This window comes from Roseimaritima multifibrata (assembly GCF_007741495.1).
Classification (GTDB): Bacteria; Planctomycetota; Planctomycetia; order Pirellulales; family Pirellulaceae; genus Roseimaritima; species Roseimaritima multifibrata.
In genome coordinates this window covers 5381189-5399856 of sequence record NZ_CP036262.1, presented here as the reverse complement: position 1 = coordinate 5399856, position 18668 = coordinate 5381189, and the positions used below count along the sequence as shown (strand labels likewise).

Here is an 18668-nt window from a genome sequence, read left to right as displayed (position 1 = left end):
GCATCTGCGGGCGGATTTCTTAGCGGATCGGCAAAAACATTCTGTTTTCTATGCGATTGCCGGACGGCTCGCGCCGTTCCGCTAAGAAAGTCGATGGCATGCGGCGCAACTCCGCGCAGCCCATTCTGGTGTTCAAGCCTCAAAGCCAACATCCGATTTCTTAATCCGTAAATATCGAATGGGCATCCGTAGCCGCTTCAGCGTTGGATAAACTTGTCTCCGTGTCTCCGTGTCTCCGTGTCTCCGTGTCTCCGTGTCTCCGTGTCTCCGTGTCTCCGTGTCTGGGGCCACCTTTCGACTAGTCTAATACCAGCTTTCCAACGCACCCTCTCTAGGATTCCAATATCGCATGAACACGAACCGAATGATTTTTGCCGTTTTGAATATGGTTTGGCTGTTTAGTGCAGGCCTGATCGTTGCTGAAGAAAAAAAAATGCCGAAGGGCATTCAGATTGCGAAATATGCGCCGACGAGTGGTTCGTTCCCGGCTTGCACGCATATTGTCTTTAGTGGCAAAACCGAGATTGTGACCGCAAACGATGCGCTGTTTTATCGCACCGATTCCAAGTCGCCGTTTCGCAAGTCGGCCATCCATGGATTGAAAGACGCCCATGCCGTCGTTTTCAATCCGCACAATCAGCTTTTTTATGCGACGGACACGGGAAACCACCGGCTAATCACTTTTCGCGATCCTGCCGTCGCCGAGGTGCAAGACAGCATGAGTTCGCTGGCAGATGTAAAGCTCGTGCGTCCGCACGACATCGTGTTTGATGAATCGACCGGCTGGCTTTATTCGATCAACCCAGATGGTAGGCAGGTGTTTCGATTTAAGGAGGATGGCAAGAGTGCGGGCGTGCTGGATCTGCCTTCGAATTTTAGATATTCTCGCGCCCTGACGATTGTCGACGGCAGGCTGTACGTCATTGGGTCAAGTGCTGGTGCTGTGGTTGAAGTCGTCGATTTTGGCAAGCAAGAGTACAAAGTCCACAACAGTTTCGAAAAGAAGAAAGATGCACCGGCTGGAAGTTGGAAGTCGACCGGCCTGGTATTGAACGATGTGGATTTCTTTGATGGATACTGGTACGCCACATCGTATTTCTGCCCTTCTTACGCTGCAGGGAACGATTGCGACGAGAACAAGTTCATTCGTTTTAAAACGTGGCAGGACTTAAAAAACGGAACCTGGGAGGATCTCAGTCATCGACTCCCTCCCCGCATCGTCCCCTACTACCTGACGCCGCATGACGACGCGCTCTTTATTGCCGTTTTTAACCACGAAGAACGGGGCGTGTCCGCCGGGGTATACCAGCTGACGACATCCGAATCCGAGTAGCGAAACAAAGCGGAGTCTAGGCGGTTGGGGGCGGCGGCATCGCCATGAACGTATCGACGTGCCTCTCGAATCAGTTCGCCAGTGCCGTTCGCTGGCGTTCGGTTAGTTCGGCGATCCCACTGCGAGCCAATTTCAGCATGGCGGCAAGTTGGTCGTCGTCGAAAGTCGCTTCTTCGCCCGTTCCTTGGATTTCCACAAAACGTCCACTGCCGGTCATCACGACGTTCATGTCGACCTGGGCGGCAAAATCGAGTGGATAGTCCAGGTCTAAGACGATTTCGTTGTCGACGACGCCAACGCTGACCGCGGCAACGGAATCGATAACCGGCGGCGTCCCGATTTGGGCTTCGGGAAGAACGGACCGAATCGCATCGACCAAGGCGATATAGCCGCCGGTAATCGCGGCGGTTCGAGTCCCGCCGTCGGCTTGCAGGACATCGCAGTCGACCGTGATCATGTGCTCGCCCAAGGCTTCCAGATCGACAATGGCTCGCAGGGAGCGACCGATCAGACGTTGGATTTCGGTGGTCCGCCCATCGACTTTGCCACTGCGGTCACGATTCTTCCGCGATCCGGTGCTGTGCGGCAGCATGTTGTATTCGGCGGTGACCCAGCCTTTTCCTTTTCCGACCATCCAATCGGGAACGCGGCTCTGCACCGATGCGGTGCAGAGGACCACCGTTTCGCCGCTTTGGTAGAGGACTCGGCCGGGGGCTTGGCCCCAGCTCTGACGATTGATTTCGACAGGTCGCAAACAATTCGCAGCACGCATGGTTTCACGTTTCTAAGTAAAAGACAGTTCAATTTTCTGGGAAGAAAATTAGAGATTTATTAAAGGTCACCGAAAGTTGCTCTTTCGACCCCAGCCTGTGAAATGCTAAGAAACTTTCTGAAAGCATCAAGGCGCTAGTTCGTAAGGCCCTCCAATGAATCCAGTTAAGATCCGAACCGCAATCCCCCATCGCCTCTGGCATTCCCTTCATTGGGCTGTGCTAGGTTGTTTGGTGGTCTCCCTCGGCTGTAAGCAAGGAGGTTCCCAGGTGGCGCTCCCGACCAATCCGTTGGTAGGTTCGACACGTGTCCCTCCGCCGCAAACCGGTAGCGTTGGGGGGCAGAATCCCTATGTGCAAAACGCACCGCCGCAATCGCCGCAGTCCTTTGCCGGGATGCCGACCAGCGATTTGATCGCACAATCAAATTTGCAAAACAGTCCGACCCTGCCCGGTCTGCAAACCCATACGACGAACGGATTTGTTCCATCGATGCAGGGAAATGCAAACCCCCTTGGGAATGTAAATAATTATGCCATGGCGAATGCGGCGTTGCCGCCGCAGGTTGCAAGTCCGCCGCTTGCCGTCCAACAGGCGGGCTATGCACAGATGGATTCGAACGCCGTAGCGACCAGTTCCTTCGGGCCGCAGTTGCGAGGAATGCCAGTCAACGATCTGACTCCCGCCGGCCAGCAAGCCTATGCGGCTCAGCCTGCGGTGACCCCGGGGGCTCCTCTGGTTCCTGTTAATCCAGCCCTTGCGAATGCACAGCCTTGGCAGCCGAACACCGTTGGCGCTTACGCAAACGCTCAGGCGAACCAGACGTTGCCAGCTCCTCCCGGGAATGCTGCGACCGATAGTTGGAACGTTGTCGGTTCGGGGGTCTCCCCGTCTGCGAACATCCAGCCAACGATGGCTCGGTCGACATTGCCACAATCGGTGCCGGTCCAAGCTTCACCAGGATCGGTACAGAACTATCCGACGACCAATCCCGCTCCGGCGACCGCGTCGAACGCAAACCTCCCTTGGCGTGCTCCGACAACGGCTCGATAGTCGTTCGGAAGCCACCCATGAGGACTCTTCACGATGAACGAAGCCGCTCAAGCTTTAGCGACGATTCTCGCTCAGCGGAATGCGAAAATCGTATTTGCTGAAAGCTGCACCGCCGGGCTTGTGTCGGCGACTCTGGCTGCGATACCCGGAATTTCTAACTATTTGTGCGGGTCGGCAGTCACCTACCGCGAAGCGACCAAAGCGGCTTGGCTGGGGGTTTCTGAAAAGCAAATGGCTTTGGAAACAGCGGTCTGTGCAGAGGTTGCCCTGCAGATGGCTAGCGGAGTCTTGGCAAAGACCGCTGAAGCCGATCTAGCGGTATCGATCACCGGGCACCTGGGCCCTGGAGCTCCTGAGGCACTTGATGGCTGCCTTTATATAGGGGTGGCGTTGTCGGAGCGTTTGGTTGGTTCCTCCGTCGAGGAAGGTCCGGAGCAACCGCCAAGGGCTAGGAATCAGGTAAGCCGGCACGTCTTGGCTCCCATGGATCGAATTGCCCGCCAGCAGGCGGCCGCTCGGCAGGTTTTACAAGTGGCACGCGAAGTTCTCCTTGCCATTGAAGGAAAAAGGAATTGTTTTCCAGGTTCCGATGAATTTGGTCAAGTTTGACGACTGTAGCGACGATATCGTTTGTATCGGTCCACTCTCCAAAGGGGGTTACCGCGGGGAACGAACCGCGGGCGACCTTGACGATCGTGTTGTGGCGACCTAGACTTCGAAGCAACTAAGTTGTGAAGCGGGAAGGGTTTACAACGCAACGAGCGTCGTCTCGGAGAGTAGGCTGTGACAAAAAAAGATATCGTCCGTACGATTTCCGAAGAGGTTGGGCTGACCCAACAACAAACGAAGGTGATTGTCCAAAAGACCTTTGACGGAATCGTCGACACATTGGTCCGAGAGCGAAGGATTGAACTGCGTAATTTTGGAGTCTTCGAGGTTAAGAAGCGGGCGGCTCGCAAAGCCAGAAACCCGCGGACAGGCCATCAAGTCGAAGTCGCTGAAAAGTACGTGGTCACCTTCAAACCCGGCAAGGAAATGGAACAACGAGTTCGTGATTTAGCCGAAGCAGCGGACCTCTTGGCCGCTAAAGAAAGCGAAATCACGAAATCGACCCCGTTCCCCAATCCCCCCGAATCAACTTAGTCGAAGAGACTGCCGACCGTTCACGGAGGAACGAACGATGCGTCGATTGTTACAAATTTGCTTACTGGCCGTCTGCTTGACGTCGACCACCGGCTGTTTCCTGCCGATCTACTCGCCTCGTCCAGAGCGACGGGTCCAGCAGTTGCTTTACACTTCGGAAGACTTGCGAATGCTGGTCGAAGAGTGGGAGCGATTCTGGCACTTGGATCAGCCAAGCCATATGTCACCGATCCGTACCCACGGCGGCACGATGTAGTGAATGTATCGCCCGCGGATGAAACCAGCCGTCTGTTCTGCAACGCTGGTTTTGACGGGGAAAATGCGCCAACAATATCGCGATTGCAAACAAGGCACAGATCCTGCATAGGACCCTGTGTCTTTGTTGCGTAATTGGTGTGACGATTTGTCTTTCCGCCATGAGAATGCGCCGTTCGGTTCTTTCGGTTTGAAGGCGGTCGTTGGTGTTCAGGCTGAGTTAAATCAGCGACATGGATGCTGTTCCGTCGCGCCACCGACAACGTATAGAGGGACGATTCGGTTTGAACCCTCCCTACCCATAGCCTCTTGGCGATTGCTTAACGCCTGCTTGGGGCATCTCTAGGTCCATCCGTTCCCCTCGCGCTGAAGAATCTTTTCCAGCAAAAGCTTATCGGCAATCGAGTCGAGTGCTTACATGGGCCGACGTGGATTCAAAGGGGGCTATCCCCTTGTTGTCAGACCTTAGTGTCGTATTATTTTTCTTTCATGGTAAGATGCTAGGTCAGGACGGAGTTTCCTGAGCTTGGCTTTCTACGTTATCTAAGTTAGGAGAGTGGTATGAATCGCGTTCGATTGCGCGGTGGGTTCACGTTGGTTGAACTGTTGGTCGTGATAGCAATTATCGGTGTGCTCGTTGGCTTGTTGTTACCTGCTGTTCAAGCAGCGCGTGAGGCGGCTCGTCGTATGCAATGTGGTAACAACCTCAAGCAGATGGCTTTGGCCATGCACAATTACAATGATGTGAATAAAACGTTTCCGATTGGTTCGAACCAGTTCAATCACTCAGGGTTTGTTTCGGCTCGTGGATTCATGGGCTGGGCGACAGGCATTTTGCCCTTCATTGAACAAGGAAGCCTCTACGACAAATATAGTCACGTGCATGACAGTCTTTCATCGGTTAACGAAGCGGTCCGAACTACCAGTCTCCCAGCGTACAATTGCCCTAGCGATATAGGGGCTGGGCAGTTGCTTACGCCATCCACGGGTGCTTGTTGCGGCCGCAAATTTGCAACGAGTTCCTATCGTGGTGTGTCAGGACGATCCGACGGGGCAGCATATTATGATGATGCGGCTCATTTCTCGGTAACTCGAAGTCAGGACAAAGGGGTGCTAACAGCGATCGGTAATGGTGTTAGCCCGACTCGATTTGCTGATATTGTGGACGGTACAAGTCATACCTTGTTGGTGGGCGAAGCCCATACCAGGACCACTCCCACTCGAGGAACTTTTTGGGCTCATAGCTACACCTCTTATGCGCTCTCTTCGATAACGGTTGGCTATCCCGTTCCCTCTTTTGGAATCACGGATTACGCGATTTGCGAACAGACAGCGAATGATTTAGGTGTGTCGACGAACGCCTGCAAACGGTTTATTGGCAGTTTTCACCCTAGTGGTGTGCAGTTTGCCAAAGCCGATGGAAGCGTTACCTTCATTTCCGAGACCATCGACCTTGTGGTACTTGGGAATATGGCAACCATTGCCGGTGGTGAGGTTCCAGGGCAATAGAGTCGTTTTGTCTTTGCGTTTTTGTTTCTGTTTTGGAACCATTTGATGATTAGATTTCTTTGTGTTTGGAAATGCCTTGCTTTTGGGGGAGTGGTTGCACTTTTGCTCGGTTGTGGTAACGGTGAAACCTACGTTCCGGTGACGGGTGTCGTGACGCTCGATGGTCAGCCGCTATCGGATGCAAAACTGATCTTTGAGCCGGTCGGAGATGCTAAAGGAGTCGCCAGTGGCAAGCCTTCGTACGGACGCACGGATTCAATGGGCCGTTTTAGCTTGAATTGTCCTATCGCTAACGAAGACGGGGCTGTTGTAGGGACGCACCGCGTGCGTGTTGTTACAACCAAGGTAGCGTCGCCAACGGAAGAACAGATTTCTAAGGCTCGGCAGATACTCGAAAAGGAGGAGATCGCGGGCGGGAATTTGAATCCTGAAATATCAGCTGAACAGATCTCTGAGTATTTAAGTGATATGGTCCGGCCTACTCGAAAAGAATCGCTTCCAGCGAAGTACAATGTCGATACTGAATTGACAATTGTTGTGGATGCGGGGGGGACGGACTCAGCAGATTTTTCACTCGAATCGAAGTGAGTGCTCAATCTTTTGGGATAGATTTCTGTTTCGTGGTTTGCGCCACATTTAAAAAGTCAGCCGTTTGGAATTGTTTTGGAGCGTGGCTGGTCATTCAACATTGAGTTCTCCATGGTACATCGCGACATGAGTAATATTGCATCGGTTGTTTTCCTCTTCTTTGGCGTGTGGCTGTCCGCGTGTTGCGGTTCCGCGGTATGTGCAGAGGGGGATGGCGCGACCGCTGCTGACGACGCTTCCCCTGCATTGGCGGAACCTGTTGAAGGTTCGATGGTCTATAAACAAGTGGGTGATCGAAAGCTTCGCATCGACTACACACGGCCTGCCGAAGCCGTTGGCGATTCGCCTCGAGCGGCGGTCGTTTTCTTTCACGGTGGTGGCTGGGTCGGCGGTAAACCTGGGCAGTTTCTAGAACACAGCAAAGAACTGGCTGCCCGTGGAGTGGCTTGCTTTCGCGTTGAGTATCGGTTGCTGAAGGGAACCCCGAAGAATACGCCCCCCATTACCTGCACCGAAGATGTCTCGGATGCCTTTCGCTATATCCGTGGGCATGCGGACGAGCTTGGCATCGATCCGAATCGGATCGCTGCAGGTGGTGGTTCGGCGGGGGGGCACCTAGCTGCCTATCTTGGCATGCTGGACGATGAGGTTCGCGACGGGGTGTCGCGAAAACCAAACGCTTTGGTGCTCTTCAATCCCGTTTATGACAATCGCCCCGGCCAGTGGGGAAACGGACGCGTTGGCGATCAAGTTCAACGTTTTTCGCCGTCGGAGAACATCACGGCGGACGATCCTCCCGCAATCGTCTTTTTGGGGACCAATGATAGTTTGATCCCGGTCGCTACGGCCGAACGATTTCAGAAGGCGATGCAGGATGCCGGGCTACGCTCGGAATTGCATTTATACAAAGGGCAGAAACACGGTTTCTTCAATTACAAGAAACAGCCGGGCGGGGGCGAAAACTATCGCGACACGACGGACAAATCGATCGCGTTTCTCGATTCGTTGGGTTGGTTTGACCAAACCAACTAGCCCCTCCTGGTCTTCAGGGCCGGTGATCGACCGCCTAGTAGCCGCGAGAGAGGCTGTGAGCTTCGCCTGGTGTCGTTGCGACCAACGCCACCGGGGGAAGGTAGACTCCACGCTTCTTCGCTTCGAAACGCATGGCACGTTCGAAGTACGGGAATGGATACACAGGATTCTTGCGAATCGCGTATCGCTGAACGGCCAGAACCAAACCAATCGGCAGGCGATCGACGTTCACGTATTCGGTGACTCGGTGGATAAAACCCTGTTGTTGGATCGTCGTCGCTCGCAGAGTGTTGGTTAATTGAGCCTGTAGCGTCGCGACTCCCTCGCCCTGGGAAAAGGCGTTGTAAACACTGCCCGAATTTCCGTTCAGGGAGCCAGGTGAGATCTGGGCACTTGCCGAGCTGCAGGTTCCTAAAACCATCCCGCTGGCGAGCAGAAGAGGCAATAACAGGCCGATGCGAATGGGCTGGATCATATTATCTGAACACGATTATGGATGAACGGAAGCGGTCGTCTGACACCCGCGCATGGCGTTCTTCCGCGCAGGGGGCGTCGAGGTTCGCCTGTAACCGATTCTGCCCCTGAAGATCAAGCCCCGTTTTTAAGCTGAGAGCTGGAACTTGTTACCCTCGTCCCCATTTTCCTGCCCCCATTTTCTTGCCCCATTTATCATCAGCAGGCCAAGCCGCCTGTGAACTCAGGAACCGGCGAAATCGGTTGGCGGGACGTAGAATTTACTGAGGTCGATTCCGCCTCGTGCTTCTTCCTCTAGCAGTTTTAGCCTCGCTTCCAAACGTTCCATTCGACGCATCATTTGCGGCAGCAATTCTTTGGCGGTATCGACGGGAATGGCTCGGGGGACCGGAGGATAATTAAGGTGACGTTGCAGAGCACTTAGGAGGTAGGTCGGATCTTTTCGGCGATTGGCTTGGGCAATCCTTCCTTCCTTTTCACCGAACAGGGCGACCGGTTTATCGCGGACGTCTTGGCCTGCCTGGGTTGCCAATCGAAGGTATTCTTCGCTGCGGAGGAAGATCATATCGGCCAGATCGATAAACCCGACTTGGTTGCGAACTTCGCCGATCCAAGATTGCCATGCGGGATCAAATTGAGGGTCGGCGGCGACCGCTTTTAGCCCTCGGTCGTAATTCAGCCCGTTTCGGCAGAGGGCTTCGAATTGAAAAAGAAACAGCCCTGCCGGGGTGATCGCATCACTGCGAAATTTTGCGTCCGCTTGCATCACATGCAGTGCGACTCGCATGTCAAAACGCCCCGTTTCGTCTTCCGCTTCTGAAATCAGAAAGGCTTGGAAAGGGGTGAAGTAATGCTGCAGTCGTTCCACCGCGGGGCTTAGCAAACCACTGTGTTTCAATTCGGTCAGCAGGTAATTGACCGCCATCGGTAGACGCGTCGTCACCAGCAATTCCATCTGTACCTGCTCCAGCAATTCCTGCAGTGGGATCTGTTCGATGATCCGTTCTCGCAGGAGTTGAAAGAGGTAAGCTTGTTCGACGTATTCCGACCGATCTAGCATCACTACCTCGGAAAAGAGAACGGATTGCAAAGCTTTGTAAAAAGGTACAACGCCAAGGGATTGCAAAAACTGCGGCGGCAACAACTAAAAGGGCGCAAGTTCCTTGCTGGTATCAGCTTACGGCATCTCTTCTGCGATGGCTAGAGCTTTTTGGCACGGCACGTGCTTTACACTCTTATTATCTGACGGCCAAGCGAAAAACGGAAATAGCAAGGCCACAAACTATTCGGCAGAAGGAGATTGCCATGTTGGTTCTAAGCCGCAAATTGAACGAAAAAATTCAGCTGGGCGACAACATCACGGTGACCGTGTTGCGGATCCAAGGAAACACAATTCGGTTGGGGATCGAGGCTCCTCGTGAGGTCCGAGTGGTCCGCGGGGAACTGGAGCCCCTTGAAGAGAAGGATCTTCCTTCGAATCAGGACCGATTGTTCAAAAAGATTGCAGAGCCTACCAAGACCGGAAAACGTTCGACGGCCGTCAACGAAGCTCCGCGGGATGCGGTTTCGTATCAGCGATCCAAAACTTCGACAGCACGTCCGCTGGCAAAGTTGGTCGCTGCCGCCAAGAAACCGACGGCTAATCTGCAACAGACGTTGTAGCGAAAACGCCCGCCGCAGGGATTCGCGGCATGGTTGGGCGTTTGATCCGAGGGCATGGTTACCGTGTGAAGCCTGCGGGCATCAAGCAAACGGCTTGGACACTAAACCGGGTTACCATCCCAACGTGTGAAAGCTTCCATTGAGAAATATTCAGGTAATCCCAATTGATTGTAGCTGTCAGCGGTTTGTCGATTTCGGTCTTCAGCACGTTGCCAGAATTCTCGAGGGTCACTTCCCGGGAAGAGCGCTTCGTCCTTTTGACTTTCGTGCATAAAGATAGCTTTCCGCTTAATGTCCATGTGATTGGGGCTAAGCGGTACGGCGATCTCAATTTCATGTAACGCATACTCTTGCCAAGCACCGCGATAGAGCAGGACTTCAGGGACTTTCTCCCCCGCTTCTTTCATCATATCGATCGCTCGCAAAATGGCCTGAGCACAGACGCGATGCGTGCCGTGGGGATCGGCTAGGTCTCCTGCGACAAAAGCAACGTCGGGTTGAACACGACGGAGAAGATCCGCGATGATTTGAATGTCTTCGTCTCCCACCGGCCGTTTGTTGATCGTCCCGGTTCGGTAGAACGGAAGGTCCAAGAAATGCAGGTTCTCTTCTAGGCAGCCGACATACTTGCCTCCGGCACGTGCTTCGGACCAACGGATCAGTCCTTTGATCTTTTGGATCTCTGGTGCATCGGGCTGACCTGGCTGTTTGTTCTGCAGTGCCGTTTCCACCTGGTTTTTGATCTGTTCTGAAACCGCCGAATCGATGTCGAACAGGCGATGGTACTCGGCCACCAAGTCGGCGATCTGCATGGCGTCGTGATCGAAAACCGCAATATTGCCACTGGTCATGTACGCGATATGAGTTTCGTGACCATCTTCATTCAAGCGGATAAGCGTTCCACCCATGCTGATAACATCGTCATCGGGATGGGGGCTGAAGCAGAGGCATTTTCTCTCGGGACCACCTGCCGGGTTGTATTCGATGGTATCCATCATCCACAGGAAAACACGATGAGCCAATTTCTGAGCGGGCCCATGATGTCGCAGCAGCTGATGCAGGTCATGTTGCCGGAAATCTTCGTCGTTCAGTTTGAGCAGCGCTTTTCCCGTTTGTTCACACAGCCACAAAACGGCTCGCTTGGTCAGATCATCGGTCCAGTGGATGTTGCCAAGTCTCCATGGAGCGATGGTTCCCGTAAAGGATCCGGCGGCCGGTAGATCCAAGTAGAGCGAAGCCCCGGGGTGTCCCTGTAAATAGCTTGCTGGGACACGGTCGGTCGCTGGCCCTTCAAACGCTTCTTGAACGATATTCGCTTTGTGTTCACCGATGGCTAGTAACAATATGGTCCGCGCTTCCATCAAGGTTGCCATGCCCATGGTGACCGCGTGGGTCGGAACATACTCCAGACCAAAGAAGTCGCTCGCGGCCGCGCGGCGTGTGACTGGGTCGAGCGTGCACAACCGCGTTCGGCTGTTGCGGACACTAAACGGTTCGTTGAAGGCAAGGTGCCCGTTTCGGCCGATACCACAGATGGCAAAATCAAGGCCACCAACGGCGACGAGTGCCTCTTCGTGACGACGGCAGGCTGCTTCCAGTTCTCCACCGCTGCCCGATACATCGGGAACGTAGATGTTTTCCGGAGCTATGTTGACGTGGTTCGTTAGGTGCTCGGTGATCCAGCGGGCATGGCTTTGAGGGCTGTCCGCAGGCAAGCCAACATACTCGCCCAGCAAAAAAAGAACGACGCCGCTGAGGTCCAAACCTTCTTCGCGGTGCAGCCGAATCAATTCGCGATAAGTACCGGCCGGCGTCGATCCCGTTGCCACACCGATGACCGTTTGCTGACCAAGGGCCGCCCGTTGGCGGATTTCGCCAGCGATGATCTGGGCGACTTGAGCGGCCAGTTGATCGCTGCGTTCAAACATGAACGTGTCGATGTGGGTGCCGCGGATCGGCGTTGCAATCGGTCGATCGAGATTCGTAGGGGAGCTGTCCAACGTACCGTGTACCTATCCAGGGGAGTACCAAACAATGATTTGCAAACAGAAAACAGCCCGCATCGTACGAGGCGGGCTGAGGGTTGGCAATATTCCCTTGATGATAACCGATTTCCTGGTAGCTAAGCAAAGCGACCGTAGCGGGAATGCCTCGGCCGTTCGGTGCTGGAAAACGGAAGTTTATCCGCCCCATGGCACCTGTTTCTCGGAGGAACAGGATGACCCTAATGTCATCAGCTTTGGCATTTTACGTGCGGTCTTTTGGGCGGATCGGCTTCCGCCACGCCGCTAAGAAGACCGTGCGCACGTTGCCGAAGTCGCTGCCGCTCCACGACGAGAACGCGCGCACGCTTCGGCCAAAATGATGTTCAATCGCTTGTTCCCGAGGCTGATTCTCAGTTCGCAGCCTGCAGCTCATTGCTTTGCAATTCGCTATTCTCCGAATCGTGGGAACGTGAGGATTGACGCCGATTTTCTGCTTCCAGCGATTCCAAGCGTTCTCGGAGGACGTTGAATTCGTCAGCCATTTCTTGCCAGAAATCTCCATCGCGGAATTTCAGCGGACGTGTCGTTTCCCCCGCCGACAGCTGAGCGATACTTCCGCGTAGTCGCGTGATCGGACCGGCAAACCGGTTGCTTAGTTTGAGGGTGTCGTAAACGAAGATTGGCATCAGGATCAACAACAGGAGCAGCATTGGGGTTTGCGAAATCAATGCGTTGAGCGTTGCGGTTCCAATCGAGGTGTCTGCAAGTGAAGAGACCACCTGTAAAAAAGTGTTAACCAGAACAAGGGCTCCGATAAACATCGCCCAGTGCATGATGATGCGACGTCCTAGAGCCCATTGTACGGAAGCATCCACGAGAACTTTACTGCGTTTAGCCATCTTTAAACCTGCCTGAATATGCATTCGAAATAGGAACGAGCAGTAAGGACTAAGGTTGAGGTCGTGCTGCTCTTGATTACTTAAACCTAGGTTGGTTTTGAAAGCTGAGGACGGTGTCGTACCGCTATTTGGGGGGAAGGGTCGTCCGCTTGCCGGTAATTCCTGTGTAGTTCGCAAAACCGGTCTGATCGATCCGATGCGAGATAGCGGACTGAGCGGCAGTCCACCGAATCGGTTCACAACCGATCGCTCCGGATGTCGATGCCATTCTGTGGACCGCCGCCGATGGGTGCGGCTGGGGACGTACGCAAGGATGAGTCACATGCAACGGTTGCTAGGCGTTTTGGTGTTGGTCGGAGGAGCTTCTTCGCTTGCGATACATCCACATGCTGCGGCTCAATCTCCTGCGGCGCTGGAACGGCCCTCGGCGTCGGAGCCCTGGCATAGGCTGGGACGGTCTCTGGGGCTCGGCTGGGGCAATGGGTACCACGCCTGCGCAAGTGATACTCGGGGGGTGACGGCTGATTTACCGCCGCGATCCTATGCGGCTCGACAGAACGTCAATCCGTATCCCTACCCCTACCAAGCTCCACAAGGTTCTTCTCCGCGGTATTCGCCCGGACAGTATGCGTCAGACCAATACTTAGCACCTGCTGTGCAAAATCGTTCTCGCTCGCCTCAGGCTTGGGACCGTACGGCTCCTGGTCCGAATGGAAATCGTTCGGCGCCCGCTGACGATTTAAAGAAACCCGATCCGCTGGAACGTTCCGCACCGGCGCCCGCAAAGGGAGAAGTGAAAAGGAAGCCTCCTGTTCACGATGCCATCGAAGGTCGCGAACGGTCGATTCACAATCAGCTTGAAGCACTTTTGGAAGCGGAGCCGGAATCGCCGTCGGATGCGATGGGCGAGCCCTTGCCAACGCCACCAGCCAAGAAAGATGCGCCCCGTGCTGCCGAGCAAGGTCCAGGAAGTAAGGCACGGCTTGGCGCCCCGCAAGTTCCCCTCGGAAAGCCGCTGGGGGCATCGGATGCTGCATCGGATGCGCTGCTCGATTCGGCGGAAAGCGACGGGGAGGATTTGGATGCGCTGCTTCCCGCTACGCAGGAAAGCGAAGAGAGCAGCGAGGCAGCCGATGATTTGCTGGAAGAGATCGAAGGGGTTTCGGATGAAGAGGGGAACTCCGCCGACGACGATCTGCTGTTAGGGGTTCGACGTCCCCTGCCCCGCCGCTTTATTCGGGAGCCGACGACGGCGACCGCAAACGCCGCTCCCCAAATCGTTCCCCCCACCAAGCTTTAAACCGCTGCAGGCGGCTGGGCTCCGGTTCACCGCGTAGTTTCCCTTCCTGGTTGGCTTGCCAAATCGTTTGCTGATCAACATCCATCGCTGTCAGCCAACGGCCTCCGAAGCAGTAGGTATCGATGCAGATCAAATGCCCAGCATCGAGGACACGTCCGGAGGGCTGAGCCGAGTGGCCAACGATCACGCGTTTTCCCGATTGGTGGGGCGTTGGAGCGGAAGTGCCGAGATGTTCCCAGTAAAGGTACTGCTCGGGCTGTTCCGTCATATCGATGTCGTGAAGGTAGTTCGCATGAACAAAAATAGTGGTTTCTGTTTCATGAAAGGGGAGCAATTCCGTGAGGAATTGTAGGTGTTCGGGGGGGATGTTTTCGATGGCGTCCTGGTAACTGCCGATCGTTGCCAACCCGCCGCAACGCAGCCACATTTCCGGCTCCATTTCGCCAGCGATGGCGCCCATGAACATAATTTCGTGGTTACCGCGGAGCGCGATCACTTTGCATTGCTCCTGCAACGCAATGATTTGATCGATGACGTCTCGGCTTTCAGGACCACGGTCGACGTAGTCGCCTAGGAAAACCAGCGTATCTTCTGGAGTCGGAGCAATCGCATCCATGAGGGTTCGGAGAGCCAGGGCGCAGCCATGGATGTCGCCGATTGCGATCGTTCGCATGCGGGCTCCTGTCTAGTTTAGGGAGGGATCAAAGTCCGCTTGGCTGCTGGGGACTAAATCCCCCAGGACTTCACGACCCTGTTTGCGAATCAGCGTTTCCCATAGTGGCCCCGAATCACCAAACAGGTCGGCCTGATCGGCGTTGGCAACCAACCAGCCTCCGACGCGAAGTTCTGCTTCCAGTTGCCCTGCACTCCAGCCACTGCAACCGGCAATGAATCGAACTTGTTGGTCTTGGCGGTCGGCAAGTAAACGAAGTTGGTCCTCGTCGGATGTAAACCAAACCGAAGCATCCTCGGGAGGCCCCGAATCGGCCGAGCAAGGTTCGCCTAGTCCCGAAAGGTTGTGGATTGCCAGAAGCGGCCCTTCCACAGGCCCACCCCAATAAACGGAGTCGGTTCGACGAGGCGAATGGCCCAGGGACTCGGCGAACGCGCCATCGAGGTCTAGGTCGCCGGGGCGATTGATAACGACTCCAAAAGTCCCTTCGGAATCGTGGCGAAGGATGTAGACGACGGTCCGGAAAAAATGGGGGTCGGATAGGTAGGGCGAGGCAATCAGAAAACCGCCTTCAGAAGGACTCATGGGATTCTCTCGGCGTCAAACGGGCGGGTATTATTCTGAGTAGGTGTCTTTCCACAAGCATCCGGCCCACGACCAACCGACTCCAAATCCGATCAGCATGTTCGTGGTGTCGGTATGTAATCGTTTGGTTCTTCGCATTCTTTCAATCAGAATGGGGATCGTGGAGGATACCGTATTTCCGCAATCGGCAAGCTCAATTGGCATTTTCGTTTCGTCAACATCCATTCGCAACTGCAGTTGTTCCAGCATCTTGCGGGTCGCTTGATGCATCAAGAACAGGTTGATAGATGAGCGATCGACATTGTTTTCCGCCAAGATATCTTCGACCAAGCGAGGGATCGATTCCACGGTGAAATTAATCAGGCTAGGGCCATCCATATAGAGGCGGCTGGGCCAGCGTTTTCGGTGCCGCGGGGAGAGTGCGTCTGCGGGCAGGCGAGCCCCTCCGTCCGCCACCATCAGCGTGTCGGCTCCGCTCCCATCGGTTCCGAACTGGAATCCCCAAAGCGTCTGCTCTTCGCTTGATTCGACTAGCGTAACCGCTGCAGCATCGCCGAAAATCGTACGCAAACTGCGGTCGCTGGGATCGATGTATTTTGAATAGGTTTCCGAAGTGACCAGTAAAATCCGCTTGGCGGCTCGGCTTTGAATCAGACCCTCGGCCATCGCTAGGCCATAGACAAAGCCACTGCAGCCAAGATTGAAATCCAATGCTCCACAGCTGGTCCGTAAACCGAGGCGGTCCTGCAGCAAACAGGCTGTTGTCGGGAGCGGATAGTCGGGGGTTTGGGTGCAGTAGAGCAAGAAATCGATCGAAGCTGGATCGATATTGTGTTCCCGAAATAGTTTCTCCGTCGCCGCCGTAGCAAGGTCGGAGGCGGTTTCGCCTTCTGCTGCGATATAGCGTTGCTCGATACCCGTCTTGGTGGCAATCTGTGGGAGATTCCACTCGGGAAATTCTAGTTGTAGGTCGGCATTGGTTTCCAGCCGTTCAGGGAAGTGAACGGCGATCGGACCGAGGCTGGCGTGAGGCACGGGCGATACTGGCTTTACGGGCATATAGGGAAACGATTCAACGAGCGAACAGCCTACCAGATCACTGCCGGTTTGCCGACCCTCCGCCGCCGTCTTGAAGCAAGGATTCGCCGCAAAGCAATCTTCTTAAAGCAATAACGTCAAACACGTTACGGCTTCGGCTTGAAATGTGTTTGTTTTTCGTAGACCGTTTTCGGCTTGTTCGCCGCGGACCCGATCGGGCGTGGGATTCATCCGCCAAAAGAAGCCTCGGTGCGGAGCTGGTTATGTCCGCTCAGCAGGCTGTTCTTCTTCACTATTCCTGCGAGGCCGCAGCCGTGTCGACGCTGGCGGCCTGTTGATTTAATCGAATGCGGAGAACGTTTGTCGTCTTTCACGTCCCGAGCGAAAGGCGACAATCACTAGATCAACAAGCCGCTAGGCTGCGGTCCTGCGAAACCGCAGCAAGAACCGCGATCTGGGCCTAGCGGTTCTTGTTTTAACGCATTTCTGCTACGAACCGAATCAGCAATCGCCCCAGTGATTAGACCGTCGTTGCGATCGAACGGTAGTATTCGACGCTGCGACGTAGTCCTTCGGCGACCGAGACGCGAGGTTCATAGCCGAGGACTTGGCGAGCTTGGGTAATGTCGGCCAATGAATCGCGAACGTCGCCAGCACGAGGTGGTTCATGGATAGGAGTGATCTCTTTTCCAAGCATTTCACGCAACCAGCCGAGCAATTCCAGGAGCGTGGTGCTGGATCCGCAGGCAACGTTAAACACCCCTCCAGAGGCTTCGGGGACGGTCGCGGCTAAGAGGTTTGCATCGACGACGTTGTCCACGTACACGAAGTCTCGAGATTGTCCGCCGTCGCCGTACACGATCGGCCGTTCACCCGAAAGGATCATCGAAACGAATCGCGGAATCACCGCGCTGTATTCGCTTTGCGGGTCCTGTCGAGGCCCAAACACATTGAAATAACGCAGTGCAGCCGTTTCGATTCCACAGGATCGTGAAAACGCATGGCAATACTGTTCCGCAGCGATCTTGGCGGCCGCGTAGGGAGAAAGCGGGATCAGCGGATCGGTTTCTCGTTTCGAAACGAAGCTGGAATCGCCGTATGCGGCACTTGTCGATGCAAGCACAAATCTTCGTACACCGCTGGCAGCCGAAGCGGTCAGCAACTGCACGGTCGAAGAAGCGACCCAGTCATTGCAAAGTACCGGTTCCGCGATGCTGCGGGGGACGCTGGCCATTGCCGCCAAGTGAAAGACGTAATCGCAACCATCCACCGCAGGACGCACATCGGCTTCTTTTGAAGCATCCCCTTCGATCAGGCTGAAACGCCCCTTGAGCGGTTCAAGGTTGGCATGGAATCCGGTACTGAAGTTATCCAGTACCCGGACGTTTGCTCCAAGTTCAACCAGTCGTGTCGTCAGGTGCGAGCCGATAAAGCCTGCACCTCCGGTAATCAAACAAGTGGAATTTTTAAGTTCGGTACCAATCGACATGACAGAACAGCCTTGATGGATGTGAGGAGTGCTTTAAGGTTTTTGGGCTCGCACTTTATCCAGCAACCGGCCAGGGCTTCCCATGGCGTGGTATCCACCATCGACATGCAGGATTTCGCCTGTAATACCGTCGCTGGCTTCGTTTAGCAAGAAAGCGCCGGTACGTCCGACCTCTTCGTGCGTGACATTACGAGCCATCGGAGCCATAAGCTCGTACAACTCTAGCATCTCATCGACGCCCGCGGCGCGTCCAGCCAAAGTTCGCATCGGACCAGCCGACAACGCATTGACGCGAACGCCTCCAGGACCCATGTCATAGGCGAGGTAGCGGACGGTCGCTTCCAGAGCGGCTTTGCAGATTCCCATGACGTTGTAGCCAGGAACGCATTTTTCGCCCCCAAAATAGGTCATCGTTGCGATCGCGCCGCCAGGTTTCAGGATTCCTGCGTCTTTGGCTGCGGCCGTCGCGGCAATCAAGGTGTAAACGCTAACATCCATCGCCAGCTTAAAACCGGATCGACTGGTATAAACCGTTTCACGTCCCAGGTCGTCGCGGTCTGCAAACGCAATCGAGTGGAGGAGAAAATCGATTTCGCCGAACTCTTTTTTGGTATGCTCCATGACTCCACGGATCTGCTCGTCATCCTGAGCATCCATTGGGACCAGGAATTTGGCCTGTTCGTATTTGTCGGTTAGTTGCGAGACCCGGCGACGGTTCCGCTGTCGCTCGTCGTCGGGGCGGTCTGGCAGGTGGGTGAATCCACATTCGCCGCCGCCGTCCATGATCGTTTTCGCGATTGCCCATGCGATGGAATGGTCGTTTGCCACTCCAAGAATCAGGCCTTTTTTCCCTTGAAAATCCATCGGTATGCTCTAGGTC

At 54.8% G+C, this 18668-nt stretch carries 22 protein-coding genes; 11 read left to right on the top strand and 11 right to left on the bottom strand.

Annotation, left to right across the window (positions count from 1 at the left end; translation table 11 throughout):
- Positions 1–349: 349 nt before the first annotated feature.
- The gene (locus FF011L_RS19600; RefSeq protein WP_145353510.1) at positions 350–1333 is read left to right on the top strand and encodes an NHL repeat-containing protein; all 984 of its coding nucleotides are present in this window, start codon (positions 350–352) and stop codon (positions 1331–1333) included.
- Positions 1334–1403: 70 nt separating this feature from the next.
- Here FF011L_RS19600 and rph read toward each other — a convergent pair whose 3' ends face one another.
- Positions 1404–2105 (bottom strand): ribonuclease PH, encoded by a 702-nt coding sequence (rph, locus tag FF011L_RS19595; RefSeq protein ID WP_145353508.1) that lies wholly within the window; start codon positions 2103–2105, stop codon positions 1404–1406.
- 268 nt (positions 2106–2373) lie between these two features.
- On the opposite strand from rph, the gene FF011L_RS19590 reads away from it, so the two are divergent.
- The 7 genes from FF011L_RS19590 (at position 2374) to FF011L_RS19560 (ending at position 7683) form a co-directional block, all read left to right on the top strand.
- Positions 2374–3156, top strand: a complete 783-nt coding sequence (locus tag FF011L_RS19590) for a hypothetical protein (protein WP_145353506.1) — start codon at positions 2374–2376, stop codon at positions 3154–3156.
- A gap of 33 nt (positions 3157–3189) precedes the next feature.
- Positions 3190–3765, top strand: coding sequence for a CinA family protein (locus FF011L_RS19585; RefSeq protein ID WP_145353504.1), 576 nt, complete (start codon positions 3190–3192; stop codon positions 3763–3765).
- A gap of 174 nt (positions 3766–3939) precedes the next feature.
- Complete coding sequence (locus FF011L_RS19580) at positions 3940–4299, top strand: HU family DNA-binding protein (RefSeq protein ID WP_145353502.1); 360 nt, start codon at positions 3940–3942, stop codon at positions 4297–4299.
- A 37-nt stretch (positions 4300–4336) separates the two neighbouring features.
- Positions 4337–4555 (top strand): hypothetical protein, encoded by a 219-nt coding sequence (locus tag FF011L_RS19575; protein ID WP_145353500.1) that lies wholly within the window; start codon positions 4337–4339, stop codon positions 4553–4555.
- Positions 4556–5115: 560 nt separating this feature from the next.
- Positions 5116–6063 carry a DUF1559 domain-containing protein gene (locus FF011L_RS19570; protein WP_145353498.1) on the top strand — a complete coding sequence of 316 codons (948 nt, stop codon included), beginning with the start codon at positions 5116–5118 and terminating at the stop codon, positions 6061–6063.
- Between the two features lie 45 nt (positions 6064–6108).
- A complete protein-coding gene (locus tag FF011L_RS19565; protein WP_145353496.1) occupies positions 6109–6651 on the top strand; it encodes a DUF4198 domain-containing protein in 543 nt (180 codons plus the stop codon).
- Positions 6652–6777: 126 nt separating this feature from the next.
- The gene (locus FF011L_RS19560; protein ID WP_145353494.1) at positions 6778–7683 is read left to right on the top strand and encodes an alpha/beta hydrolase; all 906 of its coding nucleotides are present in this window, start codon (positions 6778–6780) and stop codon (positions 7681–7683) included.
- Positions 7684–7717: 34 nt separating this feature from the next.
- On the opposite strand, the gene FF011L_RS19555 is transcribed toward FF011L_RS19560, so the two are convergent.
- Both FF011L_RS19555 and FF011L_RS19550 read right to left on the bottom strand, forming a co-directional pair.
- The gene (locus FF011L_RS19555; protein ID WP_145353491.1) at positions 7718–8158 is read right to left on the bottom strand and encodes a hypothetical protein; all 441 of its coding nucleotides are present in this window, start codon (positions 8156–8158) and stop codon (positions 7718–7720) included.
- 222 nt (positions 8159–8380) lie between these two features.
- A complete protein-coding gene (locus tag FF011L_RS19550; protein ID WP_145353490.1) occupies positions 8381–9217 on the bottom strand; it encodes a hypothetical protein in 837 nt (278 codons plus the stop codon).
- A 245-nt stretch (positions 9218–9462) separates the two neighbouring features.
- On the opposite strand from FF011L_RS19550, the gene FF011L_RS19545 reads away from it, so the two are divergent.
- The gene (locus tag FF011L_RS19545; RefSeq protein ID WP_145353488.1) at positions 9463–9819 is read left to right on the top strand and encodes a carbon storage regulator; all 357 of its coding nucleotides are present in this window, start codon (positions 9463–9465) and stop codon (positions 9817–9819) included.
- A gap of 101 nt (positions 9820–9920) precedes the next feature.
- Here FF011L_RS19545 and FF011L_RS19540 read toward each other — a convergent pair whose 3' ends face one another.
- A complete protein-coding gene (locus FF011L_RS19540; RefSeq protein ID WP_246109523.1) occupies positions 9921–11819 on the bottom strand; it encodes a 6-phosphogluconolactonase in 1899 nt (632 codons plus the stop codon).
- A gap of 34 nt (positions 11820–11853) precedes the next feature.
- Between FF011L_RS19540 and FF011L_RS19535 the strand changes: the two genes are divergently transcribed.
- Positions 11854–12111, top strand: a complete 258-nt coding sequence (locus tag FF011L_RS19535; RefSeq protein ID WP_145353486.1) for a hypothetical protein — start codon at positions 11854–11856, stop codon at positions 12109–12111.
- 103 nt (positions 12112–12214) lie between these two features.
- Here FF011L_RS19535 and FF011L_RS19530 read toward each other — a convergent pair whose 3' ends face one another.
- Both FF011L_RS19530 and FF011L_RS26500 read right to left on the bottom strand, forming a co-directional pair.
- The gene (locus tag FF011L_RS19530) at positions 12215–12703 is read right to left on the bottom strand and encodes a hypothetical protein (RefSeq protein WP_145353484.1); all 489 of its coding nucleotides are present in this window, start codon (positions 12701–12703) and stop codon (positions 12215–12217) included.
- A 124-nt stretch (positions 12704–12827) separates the two neighbouring features.
- Complete coding sequence (locus FF011L_RS26500) at positions 12828–12971, bottom strand: hypothetical protein (RefSeq protein ID WP_218932750.1); 144 nt, start codon at positions 12969–12971, stop codon at positions 12828–12830.
- Between the two features lie 54 nt (positions 12972–13025).
- Between FF011L_RS26500 and FF011L_RS19525 the strand changes: the two genes are divergently transcribed.
- A complete protein-coding gene (locus tag FF011L_RS19525; RefSeq protein ID WP_145353482.1) occupies positions 13026–14003 on the top strand; it encodes a hypothetical protein in 978 nt (325 codons plus the stop codon).
- On the opposite strand, the gene FF011L_RS19520 is transcribed toward FF011L_RS19525, so the two are convergent.
- The 5 genes from FF011L_RS19520 to FF011L_RS19500 form a co-directional block, all read right to left on the bottom strand.
- Positions 13936–14676, bottom strand: coding sequence for a metallophosphoesterase family protein (locus FF011L_RS19520; protein ID WP_145353480.1), 741 nt, complete (start codon positions 14674–14676; stop codon positions 13936–13938). The genes FF011L_RS19525 and FF011L_RS19520 overlap by 68 nt on opposite strands.
- Positions 14677–14688: 12 nt before the next feature.
- Positions 14689–15261, bottom strand: coding sequence for a YqgE/AlgH family protein (locus FF011L_RS19515; protein WP_145353478.1), 573 nt, complete (start codon positions 15259–15261; stop codon positions 14689–14691).
- A 30-nt stretch (positions 15262–15291) separates the two neighbouring features.
- Positions 15292–16296 (bottom strand): ketoacyl-ACP synthase III, encoded by a 1005-nt coding sequence (locus FF011L_RS19510; RefSeq protein WP_145355632.1) that lies wholly within the window; start codon positions 16294–16296, stop codon positions 15292–15294.
- Between the two features lie 523 nt (positions 16297–16819).
- A complete protein-coding gene (locus FF011L_RS19505) occupies positions 16820–17788 on the bottom strand; it encodes an SDR family oxidoreductase (protein ID WP_145353476.1) in 969 nt (322 codons plus the stop codon).
- Between the two features lie 33 nt (positions 17789–17821).
- Positions 17822–18652 (bottom strand): enoyl-ACP reductase FabI, encoded by an 831-nt coding sequence (locus tag FF011L_RS19500; protein ID WP_145353474.1) that lies wholly within the window; start codon positions 18650–18652, stop codon positions 17822–17824.
- Between the last annotated feature and the right edge of the window lie 16 nt (positions 18653–18668).

Bases quoted from the DNA above. Each gene is read 5' to 3' on its own strand.
- FF011L_RS19600 (WP_145353510.1), top strand. From the start codon at position 350: ATGAACACGAACCGAATGATTTTTGCCGTTTTGAATATGGTTTGGCTG.
- rph (WP_145353508.1), bottom strand. From the start codon at position 2,105: ATGCGTGCTGCGAATTGTTTGCGACCTGTCGAAATCAATCGTCAGAGC.
- FF011L_RS19585 (WP_145353504.1), top strand. From the start codon at position 3,190: ATGAACGAAGCCGCTCAAGCTTTAGCGACGATTCTCGCTCAGCGGAAT.
- FF011L_RS19575 (WP_145353500.1), top strand. From the start codon at position 4,337: ATGCGTCGATTGTTACAAATTTGCTTACTGGCCGTCTGCTTGACGTCG.
- FF011L_RS19570 (WP_145353498.1), top strand. From the start codon at position 5,116: ATGAATCGCGTTCGATTGCGCGGTGGGTTCACGTTGGTTGAACTGTTG.
- FF011L_RS19565 (WP_145353496.1), top strand. From the start codon at position 6,109: ATGATTAGATTTCTTTGTGTTTGGAAATGCCTTGCTTTTGGGGGAGTG.
- FF011L_RS19560 (WP_145353494.1), top strand. From the start codon at position 6,778: ATGAGTAATATTGCATCGGTTGTTTTCCTCTTCTTTGGCGTGTGGCTG.
- FF011L_RS19555 (WP_145353491.1), bottom strand. From the start codon at position 8,158: ATGATCCAGCCCATTCGCATCGGCCTGTTATTGCCTCTTCTGCTCGCC.
- FF011L_RS19550 (WP_145353490.1), bottom strand. From the start codon at position 9,217: ATGCTAGATCGGTCGGAATACGTCGAACAAGCTTACCTCTTTCAACTC.
- FF011L_RS19545 (WP_145353488.1), top strand. From the start codon at position 9,463: ATGTTGGTTCTAAGCCGCAAATTGAACGAAAAAATTCAGCTGGGCGAC.
- FF011L_RS19535 (WP_145353486.1), top strand. From the start codon at position 11,854: ATGATTTGCAAACAGAAAACAGCCCGCATCGTACGAGGCGGGCTGAGG.
- FF011L_RS19530 (WP_145353484.1), bottom strand. From the start codon at position 12,703: ATGGCTAAACGCAGTAAAGTTCTCGTGGATGCTTCCGTACAATGGGCT.
- FF011L_RS26500 (WP_218932750.1), bottom strand. From the start codon at position 12,971: ATGGCATCGACATCCGGAGCGATCGGTTGTGAACCGATTCGGTGGACT.
- FF011L_RS19525 (WP_145353482.1), top strand. From the start codon at position 13,026: ATGCAACGGTTGCTAGGCGTTTTGGTGTTGGTCGGAGGAGCTTCTTCG.
- FF011L_RS19520 (WP_145353480.1), bottom strand. From the start codon at position 14,676: ATGCGAACGATCGCAATCGGCGACATCCATGGCTGCGCCCTGGCTCTC.
- FF011L_RS19515 (WP_145353478.1), bottom strand. From the start codon at position 15,261: ATGAGTCCTTCTGAAGGCGGTTTTCTGATTGCCTCGCCCTACCTATCC.
- FF011L_RS19505 (WP_145353476.1), bottom strand. From the start codon at position 17,788: ATGTCGATTGGTACCGAACTTAAAAATTCCACTTGTTTGATTACCGGA.
- FF011L_RS19500 (WP_145353474.1), bottom strand. From the start codon at position 18,652: ATGGATTTTCAAGGGAAAAAAGGCCTGATTCTTGGAGTGGCAAACGAC.